Origin of the sequence: Novosphingobium kaempferiae (genome assembly GCF_021227995.1) — a bacterium.
Taxonomy (GTDB): domain Bacteria; phylum Pseudomonadota; class Alphaproteobacteria; order Sphingomonadales; family Sphingomonadaceae; genus Novosphingobium; species Novosphingobium kaempferiae.
On sequence record NZ_CP089301.1, the window covers coordinates 3,581,804 to 3,594,117 of the forward strand.

8 protein-coding genes and 1 tRNA gene are annotated in these 12,314 nt (G+C 65.5%); 2 read left to right on the plus strand and 7 right to left on the minus strand.

What is annotated here, in order from left to right:
- Nucleotide 1: 1 nt before the first annotated feature.
- The 7 genes from LO787_RS16315 to infA all read right to left on the minus strand — a co-directional run bounded on the left by LO787_RS16315 (nucleotide 2) and on the right by infA (nucleotide 6,824).
- On the minus strand, nucleotides 2-3,202 hold the full coding sequence (locus LO787_RS16315) for an efflux RND transporter permease subunit (protein WP_232492052.1): 3,201 nt from the start codon (nucleotides 3,200-3,202) through the stop codon (nucleotides 2-4).
- Between the two features lie 6 nt (nucleotides 3,203-3,208).
- A complete protein-coding gene (locus tag LO787_RS16320; protein ID WP_232492053.1) occupies nucleotides 3,209-4,435 on the minus strand; it encodes an efflux RND transporter periplasmic adaptor subunit in 1,227 nt (408 codons plus the stop codon).
- A 191-nt stretch (nucleotides 4,436-4,626) separates the two neighbouring features.
- Nucleotides 4,627-4,702, minus strand: a tRNA-Phe gene (locus tag LO787_RS16325).
- Between the two features lie 99 nt (nucleotides 4,703-4,801).
- Nucleotides 4,802-5,005: a DNA gyrase inhibitor YacG gene (locus LO787_RS16330; RefSeq protein ID WP_232492054.1), complete on the minus strand. Its 204-nt coding sequence runs from the start codon at nucleotides 5,003-5,005 to the stop codon at nucleotides 4,802-4,804.
- Nucleotides 5,002-5,976 carry a ribonuclease E/G gene (locus tag LO787_RS16335; RefSeq protein ID WP_232492055.1) on the minus strand — a complete coding sequence of 325 codons (975 nt, stop codon included), beginning with the start codon at nucleotides 5,974-5,976 and terminating at the stop codon, nucleotides 5,002-5,004. The genes LO787_RS16330 and LO787_RS16335 overlap by 4 nt, the downstream gene beginning before the upstream one ends.
- Entirely contained in the window at nucleotides 5,969-6,556 is a 588-nt protein-coding gene (locus LO787_RS16340; protein WP_232496347.1) for a Maf family protein, read from the minus strand. The genes LO787_RS16335 and LO787_RS16340 overlap by 8 nt, the downstream gene beginning before the upstream one ends.
- 16 nt (nucleotides 6,557-6,572) lie before the next feature.
- Nucleotides 6,573-6,824: a translation initiation factor IF-1 gene (gene infA / locus LO787_RS16345; RefSeq protein ID WP_103729615.1), complete on the minus strand. Its 252-nt coding sequence runs from the start codon at nucleotides 6,822-6,824 to the stop codon at nucleotides 6,573-6,575.
- Between the two features lie 290 nt (nucleotides 6,825-7,114).
- Here infA and LO787_RS16350 point away from each other — a divergent pair, with 290 nt between their 5' ends.
- Together LO787_RS16350 and uvrC are read left to right on the plus strand one after the other, a co-directional pair.
- Complete coding sequence (locus LO787_RS16350; RefSeq protein WP_232492056.1) at nucleotides 7,115-10,276, plus strand: TonB-dependent receptor; 3,162 nt, start codon at nucleotides 7,115-7,117, stop codon at nucleotides 10,274-10,276.
- 73 nt (nucleotides 10,277-10,349) lie between these two features.
- A complete protein-coding gene (gene uvrC / locus LO787_RS16355) occupies nucleotides 10,350-12,305 on the plus strand; it encodes an excinuclease ABC subunit UvrC (RefSeq protein ID WP_232492057.1) in 1,956 nt (651 codons plus the stop codon).
- Nucleotides 12,306-12,314: the final 9 nt, after the last annotated feature.

A 12,314-nucleotide genomic window follows, 5' to 3' on the forward strand; every position in this document is an offset into this window, starting at 1 on the left:
GTCACGCCTGATCTCCCGAATGCTCGCGATGTTCGTGCAGCTTCTCCCGGGCGAGGGCGAGGCCGTCGCGCACGCCGCGGCGGACGAGCACGAAGAACAGCGGGATGTAGAAGATCGCAAGGATCGTCGCGGTCAGCATGCCGCCGACCACCGCCGTACCGATTGCGACGCGGCTGTTGGCACCCGCGCCCGTCGCGATGGCGAGCGGCAGCACGCCGAAGATGAACGCGAAGCTGGTCATCAGGATCGGGCGCAGGCGGATCTTTGCGGCTTCGAGTGCCGCATCGATCACGCGCTTGCCCTGTCGTTCGGCCTGCTCGGCGAACTCGATCATGAGGATTGCGTTCTTCGCGGCAAGCCCCATCGTCGTCAGCAGGCCGATCTGGAGATAGACGTCGTTTTCCAGCCCACGCAGCGTCACGAAGGCGATTGCACCCAGCAGGCCGAGCGGAATGACCAGGATCACCGCGACGGGGATCGACCAGCTCTCGTAGAGCGCGGCAAGGCACAGGAACACGACCAGCAACGACAGCGCATAGAGGATCGGGCCCTGACCCGAGGACAGCCGTTCCTGATAGGACGAGCCTGCCCATGCCACGCTGACGCCGGGGATGTCGGCGGCAAGCTGCTCCATGACGTTCATCGCGGTCCCGGAACTCACACCGGAAGCCGCCTCACCCGAGAATTCGTAGGCTTGAAGTCCGTTGAAGCGCGAGGTGGAACTGGGGGCGGTCGACCAGCTGACTTTCGAGAAAGCGGAGAACGGCGCCATCTGCCCGTCCGAGCCGCGCACGAACCACTGTGCAAGGTCTTCCGGGCGTGAACGGAACTGCGCATCGCCCTGGACGTAGACGCGCTTGACGCGGCCCTTGTCGATGAAGTCGTTGACGTAGTTGCCACCCCAGGCGGTCGACAGCGTGGAGTTCACGTTTGTCGCCGTCAGGCCGTATGCCGTGAGTGCACGGATGTCGGTATCGATCTTGAGCGTGGAAACATCGGGCAGGTTGCTCAGACGAACGCCCGAAAGCTGGTCGTTCGAAGCAGCCGCAGCCAGAAGCTTTTCACGGGCTTCGGCGAACTTGGCAGCGGAAAGGCCACTGGCGTTCTGCAGCTCCATCTGGAAGCCTGACGAGCTGCCGAGGCCGCGCACGGCGCCCGGCACCAGTACGAAGACCTGTGCGTCGCGAAGGTTGCGGAATGCGGCACTGGCGCGCTGGACTATGGCCTGTGCGCTGTTCTCCGATCCCTTGCGCTCTTCCCAGTCGGTCAGGTTGATGAAGGCCTGTCCGCTGTTCTGGCCGGATGCCCCCATGCCACCGCCCGTGACCGAGAACATGCCCGATACGTTGTGCTTCTCGTGCGTGTTGAAATAGGTTTCCACCGCGCGCTGCACCTGCTCGGTGCGCGCACGCGGCGTACCGGCGGGGAGGCGCCACTGCACCATCACGTTGCCCTGATCCTCGTTGGGGAGGAAGCCGGTGGGCAGGCGCTGGAACAGCACGAACGTCGCGACGCAGGTGACGGCAAACAGCGCCAGCCAGCGCCACTTGTGGGCGACGACCCTGTCGACCTGCCGGACATAGGCGTCGGTCGTGCGCTCGAAGCTGCGGTTGAACCAGTTTGCGAACTTGTCCCAACCACGGACCAGCCATGGAGCGTGGCGTTCGATCCACGTCGGTTCACGATGCTCGGCATGGACCTTGGGCTTGAGCAGCGTGGCAGTAAGCGCCGGGCTGAGGATCAGCGCTACGAAGACCGACAGCACCATGGCCGTCACGATGGTGAGCGAGAACTGGCGATAGATGACACCTGTCGATCCGCCGAAGAACGCCATCGGCAGGAACACCGCCGACAGCACCAGCGCGATGGCGATCAGCGCGATCTGGATTTCCTCCATCGACTTGATGGTGGCTTCGCGCGGGCTCATGCCCGGGTTTTCCTCCAGTAGGCGCTCGACGTTCTCGACCACGACGATGGCGTCGTCGACCAACAGGCCGATGGCCAGCACCAGCCCGAACAGGGTCATGGTGTTGATCGAGAAGTCCATGACGTAGAATACGGCGAAGGTGCCGAGGAGCACGACCGGCACGGCGATCGCGGGGATCAGCGTCGCGCGCCAGCTTTGCAGGAATACGAACATCACGATGACGACCAGGATGATCGCCTCGAACAGCGCCTTCTCGACTTCCTCGACGGACAGCTTGATGAACTGCGTGGAGTCGGTGCCGTAGCTGTATTTCAGGCCGTCCGGCATCTCTGCCGAGAGTTCCTGCATTCTGGCCTTCACCGCCTCGGCAGTGCGCAGCGCGTCGGCGCCGGGGGCGAGTGAAATGGAGATACCGGCGCCGGGGTGGGCATTCACGCGGCTGATCGTGGTGTAGTTGTCCGCGCCGATCTCGACGCGCGCCACATCGCCGATGGTCACGGTCGAACCGTCGGGATTGGTCTTGACCACGATGTTGCGGAACTGGTCGGCGGTCTGGAGCCGCGAACCGGCGGTGACGACGGCGTTGATCGCCTGGCCTTCGACCGCAGGCATGCCGCCGATCTCACCCGCCGCGACCTCGGTGTTCTGCGAGGTGATCGCAGATGTCACGTCGCTGGGCATCAGCGCCACGGCCGCCAGCTTGCGCGGATCGAGCCAGATGCGCATCGCGTGCGGCGCACCGAACACGTTGACGTCACCCACGCCTTCGACGCGGGACAACGGATCCTGGATGTTCGACGCGAGGTAGTCCGACACGTCCTGGTTGGAGCGGCTGTCGGTCTCGTCATAGACCGCGACCAGCAGGAGCTGATCGGGATTGGACTTGGTCACGGTCACGCCGCGCTGCTGCACCGTCTGGGGCAGGCGCGGGATCGCGGACTGGACCTTGTTCTGGACCTGCACCTGAGCGATGTCGGGATCGGTGCCCTTGGCGAAGACCGCGTTGATCGTGGCCTGTCCGCGATTGCTCGATTCCGAACTGAAGTACAGCAGGCCGTCGATGCCGGTCAGCTGCTGTTCGATGATCTGGGTGACCGAGTTCTCGATCGTCTGGGCAGAGGCGCCCTGATATGTCGCGCGGATATTGACCTGCGTCGGCGCGATGTCGGGGTATTGCTCGTTGGGCAGGAAGTTCAGCGCGCCGAGGCCGGCGAGCATCACGATGATCGCCAGAACCCAGGCGAAGATCGGCCGGTCGATGAAGATGCGTGACATGCCGGCTCAGGCGCCCTTGCGGCCCGATTGGCCGCCGGCGTGCTCGCCACCTTCGCCCTTCTTCGGCGGCGCTACGTTCTGCGGCGTGGTGTTGATCACCGGCTTGATGGCGGCACCCTGGCGCAGACCATTCAGACCCTGCACGATGACCTTGTCGCCTTTCTTCAATCCTGCGGTAACGACCGAATATTCGTTATAGGTACGCTCCGCAGTGACCTTGCGGCGTTCCGCCTTGTTGTCTGCGCCGACCAGCATCACGAATGCCGAGCCGTCGAAGTCGCGCTGGATGGCGTTCTGCGGGATCAGGATCGCGTTGGGGTCGTTGGCCTGGTCGAACATGGCAGTCACGAACATGCCCGGCAGCAACATGCCGTCCGGGTTCGGGAAACGCGCCCGCAGCGTCACGGTGCCGGTCGTCTGGTCGACGGTGACTTCGGAGAATTGGACTGTGCCCGCCTGCGGATAGCGGGCGCCGCCGTCGAGTTGGAGATGCACCTCGGTGCTTCCGGGGTTGACGCCACCTTCCGCGAGACGACGGCGCAGGGCGGTCAGTTCGGTCGCGGACTGCTGCATATCGACGTACACGGGGTCCATGCGCTGGATCACCGCCAGCGGATCGGCCTGGCTGGCGCTGACGAGTGCGCCGACGGTGAACAACTGACGCCCGATGCGCCCGCTGATCGGCGCAGGCACGGTGGTGAAGCGCAGGTTGATCTTCGCCGTGTCGAGCGCAGCCGCGTTCTGGGCGATCGCCGCCTTGGCAGTGCGTGCTTGCGCCTGCGCGTCGGTATAGTCCTGCTTGGCGATCGCCTCCATGTCGGCAAGCGGGCGATAGCGCTCCGCCTTGACCGACGCGGCATCTGCCGTGGCGCGCGCGCTTGAGAGGTTCGCCTGTGCCTGGTTCACCGCAGCGCGGTATAGGCTCGGGTCGATCTCGAACAGGGGCTGCCCCGCCTTCACGGTGCTGCCTTCGGTGAAGAAGCGGCGCTTGATGACGCCCGTCACCTGCGGGCGAACTTCTGAGGTCTCGAAAGCCACCGTGCGGCCACTCAGCGTAACGGCAATGGGCACGCTGCTCGTCTGGGCGACAATATAGCCGACTTCGGCGATGCGCTGCTGCTGGCCCTTGGACGATTCGCCGGAACACGCGGAAAGCGACGCGCCTGCAACGAGCAGGAGCGGCCAGCGCCAACCGGAGGGCCGGCGAAGGGCTTTGGGGGGATAGGTGGTCAAGTCGCACGCCTTGTTGGATGTCGTGCCTGTCCTATTCAGCAAAGCGGTGCGCCCGCAAGCGCCCATTTCGCAGGTGCGACAATTTGCGACTAAAGATCAAAGTCGCACGACAATCCTGTCGCTGGCGCACAAAGGCTGCGCGCTGGTCCCCGATGGGGAAGTTTTTCGGCTGATGGCACCAAGGAAGGAAGTGGTGCCCGAGGGCGGATTCGAACCACCGACACTGCGATTTTCAGTCGCATGCTCTACCAACTGAGCTACTCGGGCATCCGATCGGCGGCGGTCTTCGAAGAGACCGGCGAGCGGTGTGGGCGGGCCTATGAAGAAGCGCGCCGACCTTGGCAACCCCTAAATGACGAACAAATTTCAATCGCCCTGTGGATTGTTTGTCGGACCGCCTTCCGGGCCATGCGTGAAGTCCTCGGGATCGCTGGGCTGGCCGGGCAGGGCGTAGCCATCGTCGAGCCACTGGAGAAGGTCGCGGTCACGGCAGCGCTTGGAGCAGAAGGGTGCATGCTCGGCGACGCGCGGCTTGCGGCAGATGGGGCATTTGCGTTCGGAGAGGGTCATAGGGGAACGGCCTGAGCGAATCCGGCAGTGAGTGCAAGCGCGCGATCTTCGTGCCAACGGACCACGCGACCAGTGCGCCGCGACAACTGGTCCAGCCATGCGTCGGTAGTCGCGGCGCGCACGGCGGGATTAGCGGTAAGCAGCAGTGCTCCCGGCTCGGAGACCGCCTCGGCGCTGCGCAGCAGCAGGCGCGCTGCGGCAGACGCAGGAGCCGAGCGCACGCGCTGGGGGATGGAGGGGCGCTCCAGCTTCGCGACGAGTTGAACGAAGCCGAAGCCGTTCATGGCAGTGCGCTGATGCGGCCAGTGATCGAGCGCGGCTGCGAGGGCTTCGTCCACCGCGCGGCGATCTTCCTTGCGCTCCAACGATGGGAAATCGATGCCGATCGACCCGGCGAGGTCGAGCCGACCAACTGCGTCGGCAATGGCAGGCACGGCTGCGAGCGCCAGCGCTGCCGGAGACAAGGCACCGTCGATGTCGATGAGCGTCATCGCGGGCGTCGGCGTGACGACCAGTGAGCCACCGTTGAAGGCGATCACGCCGTCTAGCGCTTCGGCCACGATCTCCGGCCATGGGTCTTCGGGAAAGCGACGCACCGCCTTTACCGGAACACCATCGGCGCTGAGGGCTTGGGCCAGTGTAGGCGCAGCACGGGGGGCGAGATCGCTGGCGCGAGCTTGCGCGAGCTTCAGGCGGCCCGTTTCGGCCATGGCGGCTCGGGTCACGATGACCCGCTGGGGTGCGCCTTCACTGGCCGACTTGGGAAGGCCGTCGACCAGCGCCTGCTCGCCCGAATCGAACCTTACCGTGCCACGAGAAGACCCGGAACGACGCGAGACGAGCACCGCGTCGGCCACTTCACCCGCTGCCAGCCGTCCGGGCCAGTCGAGCCTTGCGGCGTGGACCTGACCGTTCTCGACGAGGATCGCGCGGGTTTCGCCGATCCCGTCCTCGACCAGCCATTCAGCCAATGGAGAAGCCCGCGCTGCGCAACAGCGCGCGCGTTTCGAACAGGGGAAGTCCTACGACGCCGGAATGGCTGCCGGAAATCCAGGCGATCAGACCCTCGGCGCTGCCCTGGATGGCGTAGCCTCCGGCCTTGCCCTCCCACTCGCCGCCGGCGATGTAGGCTTCGGTCTCGTCGTGCGAGAGTTGCTTGAACCGGACGATCGTTTCGCTCAGGCGTTCGTGCATGGGTCCGTCCGGCGCGCGCAGGGCGATGGCGGAGAGCACGCGATGGCGACGGCCCGAAAGCAGTGCCAGGCAATCGCGGGCGGTCTTCTCGTCCTCAGCCTTGGGCAGCACGCGGCGCCCGCAGGCAACGACTGTATCGCCGGCGAGCACGAAGGCGTCACTCGCGGGCAATGCCAGCGCCTTCTCCCGCGCCATGCGCCGGGCGTAGTCGCGCGGCGCTTCACGGGGAAGCGGTGTCTCGTCGATGTCTGCTGCCTCGACCGTGAAATCGCTCATCCCGATGCGGGAGAGCAGTTCGCGGCGTCGTGGACTGGCCGAGGCGAGAATGAGCCGGGGGGCGCCTGGCCCCGCCGACAGGTCAGCCACGGTCAGATCAGGAACCGAACTGGCCGGGGCCGCCACGGCCCGGCATGAAGCGGTAGGTGATGCGCCCCTTGGTGAGGTCATAGGGGGTCAGTTCGACGAGGACTTCGTCGCCGACCAGCACGCGGATGCGGTTCTTGCGCATCTTGCCGGCTGTGTGACCGAGGATCTCGTGGCCGTTCTCCAGCTCGACGCGGAACATCGCGTTGGGGAGAAGCTCGACCACCCGGCCGCGCATTTCGAGGAGTTCTTCTTTCGCCATCGGCGATCAGTTTCCGTTGTTCTGGTGTGTCATCGGCGCGCGACATAGCCACGACTCCACGAAAATGGAAGCCTTGGCGGCATTTTGCCTTCTGCACGGCGGCGATTTCCCGACAGCGGTGCGCAAATGTCCCGTCCACGAAGGAGTGACGCCGGTTCATCCGGGCGCAAGACGATTGCGACAAAATGATACCGCGCGGCGGCTTGTCGTGAGGAAGGGGGCGAGGCAATAGCGAGGGAGGGGAAGGAACACTGCACTATTTCGAACATGTATCTTGGCGGAGATTGCACTTGCGTTCCTTACCTCTGATCAGCCTCGTGGCGTGCCTCGCCATGCCGACGCTGGCGTCTGCGGCAGATGCCGGCGCCAACGCGCCGGCCGCGCCGGTCATCAAGGATGACGATAAAGACCCCGAAGCGCCCCTAGAGGTTCACGGGAACGAGATTCTCGTCACTGCGCCGCGCATCATCGGCTCTATCGACGTTCCGCAGAAGCCGATCGAGGTCTTCGACGAGAACGACATCGCCTCCTACGGCGTGGCTTCGATCGAGGAGCTGCTGGACGCGATCAGCCCACAGACCGGCAGCGGTCGCGGCCGCGGAGACGGTCGCCCGCTGATGCTGCTGAACGGCCAGCGCATCTCCAGCTTCCGCGAAATGCGCGGCATCCCGCCCGAGGCGATCCGCCGGGTGGAGGTGCTGCCTGAGGAAGTGGCGTTGCGCTTCGGCTATTCCGCCAACCAGCGCGTCGTGAACATCATCCTCAAGGACCAGTTCGCGGCGGTCACCACCTCGGGCGAATACAATCGCCCGACGCGCGGTGGCTACGACAACTACGAGCTGGAAGGCGGCCTCTTCAAGATTTCCGGCCCGCGCCGCTACAACATCAACGGCAAGCTCGACAACACGAGCATGCTGACCGAGGCCGAGCGCGGCATCACGCAGGAAGAATCGCGCACGTCGCAGGTCGCCGGCGATCCCGATCCCGCGCGCTATCGCAGCCTCGCGGCGCAGGATCACGAACTGACGCTCGAAGGCACGATGACGCAGGGCCTGGGCGAGAAGGGCTTGGCCGGTGCGATCACGGTGACGGGTGGCTACACCCGTTCGAACACCGTCTCGCTCTCCGGCCTCGATACCGTCGATTTGACTTATGACGGACAGACGCTGCGTCGCACTTTGCCCGATCCGCTGACCAACCGGTCGGTCACGGATACGTTCGAGGGCGGCCTCGGCTACAGTTCCATGATCGGTGAGTGGCAGTTCAGTGCCACCGCCAACGCGACCTACACGGACGCCAATACCCGCGTCGATCGCCGCCGAGGCGACGATTCCACCGCCGATCTGCGCGCCGCTGTCGCTTCCGGTGCGCTCGACATTGCGGGAGCTCTGCCGGACGTGCCCGGCGCTGGCGTCGATACCGCGCGCACGCGACAACTGACGCTCAGCAATCTCGCGACGATCTCGGGCAAGCCGTTCCGTATGCCCGCTGGCGAAGCGAACCTGACTATCAAGGCGGGTTACGATTACGACCGCTCGATGAGCGAGGACACCCGCAATACGCTCGGCAATGTCACGCTCAAGCGTGGTGACGTGCTGGGCGGCGTCAATCTGGCGCTGCCGCTGACGAGCAAGGGAGAGGATTTCCTCGGCGCGGTTGGCGACATCACGCTGAACTTCAGCGGCGGTCTCGATCACCTGTCCGACTTCGGCACGCTGAAGGACTGGAGCGCGGGCGTCACCTGGTCGCCGACCGATACGCTGATGCTGCAGGCCAGCTATATCGTGGACGAGGCCGCGCCCAAGCTGACGCAACTCGCGGCCCCGAACATCGTCAACTACAACGTCGCGGTCTACGACTTCACGCGCGGCCAGACGGCGCTCGTCACCACGACCACCGGCGGAAACCCTGATCTCCGGAAGGAGACGCAGCGCGACTGGAAGATTTCGGCGCAATGGAAACTGCCGTTCATGCAGCGCTCCAACCTGATCGTCGAATATTTCCGCAATCGGTCGAGCGACGTCACGCAGTCGTTCCCGCTGCTTACCCCGGCGATCGAGGCAGCGTTCCCCAACCGGGTCACCCGCGACGCCGAGGGCAACCTGATCGCCATCGACCGCCGTGCCGTGACTTTCGACGAAGTGAAGAGTTCGTCGTTGCGCTGGGGCTTCAACATCTCCGGCAGTCTCGGGGGTTCTTCTTCGTCGAGCGGCGGCGCAGGAGCGGGTAGCAATGCCGGCGGTCCGTCGGGCGCGCGCATGGCTTCTGCTCCGGCGCAGTCCGTTACCGGGCCGAACGGTCCGATGGCTGGTGCTCAGACCTTGGGCGGGCAGCCTGCGGGTGCGCCCGGTGCTGGACGGCAGGGCTTCGATCCCTCGCGCTTCGCCGCGATCCGCGAGAAGCTTTGCGCACCCGGCGCGGCCGATCCCGATCCTGCGACGTTGCCCGAGGGGCTGCGCAACCGCCTCTCCGGGCCCGATGGCAAGCTCGATCCGACCAAGCTGGCCGAATTCAAGCAGCGCGCCTGTTCAGCGGACGGCCCGGGCGCCGGTCCCGGCGGCCCGGGGCAGGGCGGTCCGATGGATCCCGAGCGTTTCGAGCGCATCCGCACGGCGCTGTGCTCAGGCGGCAGCGGCCCGCCCGACGTCGCGAGCCTGCCCGACCGTATGCGCGAGCGCATCATGGGCGCGGACGGCAAGGTCGATCCCGCCAAACTCGAAGAACTGAAGCAGCGCTTCTGCAGCGGGAATGCTCCGACGCCGGGCGCGGGCGGCGAGCGCGGGGGCAATGGTGGAGGCGAGGCGCAGCCGATGTTCCCACCGCCGGGCGCTTTCGGCGGACCGCCGCCTATGGCATCGAATTCCGGCAGTGGCGGCGCAGGCGGAACTCGCTCCGAAGCCGGTGGGCGGGGGCCGGGCGGCATGGGTGGTCCTCCGGGGGGAGGTTTCGGACCTCCGGGCGGTCGCAATGGCAGCCGCTGGAACCTGTCGATCTACCACACATGGCGTTTCACCGACACGATCCTCATCGCGCCGGGCGTGCCGGTGCTCGACCAGCTCAACGGCGATTCGACCTCGGCCGGCGGCACGCCACGTCACTCGATCGAAGCGGAGGGTGGCCTGTTCAAGAACGGCTACGGCCTGCGCCTGAAGGCGGAGTGGGAAGCACCGGCCCGCGTCGACGGCTCGGGTGCGCCCAGCAGTCAGGACTTGCGCTTCGGCAGCACTTTCGACGTCTCGCTGCGCGTGTTCGCGGACCTTGGTCGCAACGAGAACCTCGTTGCAAAGATGCCTTTCTTCAAGGGCGCGCGCCTGTCGCTGGTGGCGGACAATCTGCTCGACTCGCGCCAGAAGGTCACCGACCAGACCGGCGCGACGCCGATCGCGTACCAGCGTGCCTATCGCCAACCGCAGGGCCGGGTGCTGGGCATCGATTTCCGCAAGATGTTCTGAGGCGTTACCTGTTCTGAGGATAGGCCGGGTCGGGGGCTACCGATCCGGCCTATCCTGTCCTATCTGGACGAACATGGCACGAACATCTGGCAGGACGCCTGCCGGCACTCCCGACCAACCCAATCGCCTCGAACGCTTCAACGAGGAGCGGGCGACCTACACCGTGCGCGGCTCCGATCAGCCCGATCTCCAGGCCGGGGTCGAGGTGATCCGCGACACGGTGCGCACGTTGCCAGCCAAGCCCGGCGTCTATCGCATGCAGGATGCGCGCGGAGACGTGCTCTACGTCGGCAAGGCGCGGGTGCTGCGCAACCGCGTCGCCAACTATACCCAGTGGGAGCGCCTGCCCGGTCGCCTGCAGCGCATGGTCAGCCAGACGCGCTCGATGACCATCGTCACGACCAACTCGGAGGCCGAGGCGCTGCTGCTGGAAGCGCAACTCATCAAGCGCTTCCGTCCCGCCTACAATGTGCTTCTGCGTGACGACAAGTCGTTCCCCTTTATCCTGCTGCGCTCGGACCACGCTTTCCCGCGCATCATGAAGCATCGCGGCGCGCGCAAGATGAAGGGCAATTACTACGGTCCCTTCGCCAGCGCCGGCTCGGTGAACACGACGATCAACGCGCTGCAGAAGCTCTTTCTGCTCAGGAGTTGCACCGACAGCTTTTTCTCCCGTCGCGACCGGCCGTGCCTGCTTTACCAGATCAAGCGATGCTCGGCCCCTTGCGTCGATCGTATCGACGAGGCGGGCTACGCCGAACTCGTGCAGGAGGCGAAGGATTTCCTTGGCGGGAGGTCCAGCGCAGTCCAGCGCAAGATCGAAGCACAGATGGCCGAAGCGGCCGCCGATCTCGATTTCGAGCGCGCGGCGATGCTGCGTGACCGTTTGCGAGCGGCGACATTCATCCAGGGCAGCCAGGCCATCAATGCCGAAGGGCTCGACAACGCGGACATCTTCGCGATGGCCAGCAAGGGCGGGCAGGTCGGTGTGCAGGCCTTCTTCATACGCGGTGGCCAGAACTGGGGGCACCGCGCGTTCTTCCCCACGCACACCGAAGGGTTGAGCGAGGAGGAAGTCATGCAGAGCTTCCTCGCGCAGTTCTACGAGGAAGTGCCGCCCGCGCGCTGCATTCTGGTCGACCGCGAACTGCCTGAGGCGGACCTGATCGCCGAGGCTCTGCGCGAAGGTGCGGGCGGCAAGGTCGAGATTTCAGTGCCTCAGCGCGGCAACCGACGGCAGCTTATGGCGCAGGCCACGCGTAACGCCGTGGAAGCGCTCGACCGCCGTCTGGCAGAGCGGGGTTCGCAGGCCAAAGTCTGGCGCGAAATGGCGGATTTCCTCGAACTGCCCGATGTGCCGCAGCGCGTGGAAGTCTACGACAACAGCCATATCTCGGGTACGAAGGCGCTGGGTGCGATGGTTGTGGCCGGGCCGGAGGGCTTCATCACCAGCCAGTACCGCAAGTTCAACATCAAGAGCGCCCAGACCGACGACGACTACGCAATGATGCGCGAGGTCATGACCCGCCGCTTCGGCCGCGTGCAGGAGGAAGATCCCGAGCGCACCGGCGGCACTTGGCCCGACCTCGTCCTGATCGACGGCGGCAAGGGGCAGATGAATTCGGTCAAGGATGCGCTGGAGGAACTCGGCATCGAGGATGTCAATCTCATCGCCATCGCCAAGGGCCCGCATCACGGGCGGGAAGGTCGCGAGGTCTTCCACTTCGCGGACGGTCGCGAGAAGATGCTTCCGGTAAACTCGCCGGTGCTGTTCCACCTTCAGCGCCTGCGGGACGAGGTCCATCGCTTCGTCATCGGCGCGCACCGCGCGAAGCGCAGCCGCGCCATCACGGCGAGCCCGCTCGATGAGATCCCGGGCATCGGTCCGGCCCGTAAACGCGCCCTGCTGCTGCACTTCGGCACGGCGAGCAAGGTCCGCGCGGCCAGTCTAGACGATCTGCGTCGCGCGCCGGGTGTCAGTGTGGCGGTCGCGCAGACGATCTATGACTTCTACCACCCCAACGGCTGATAGCTGCAC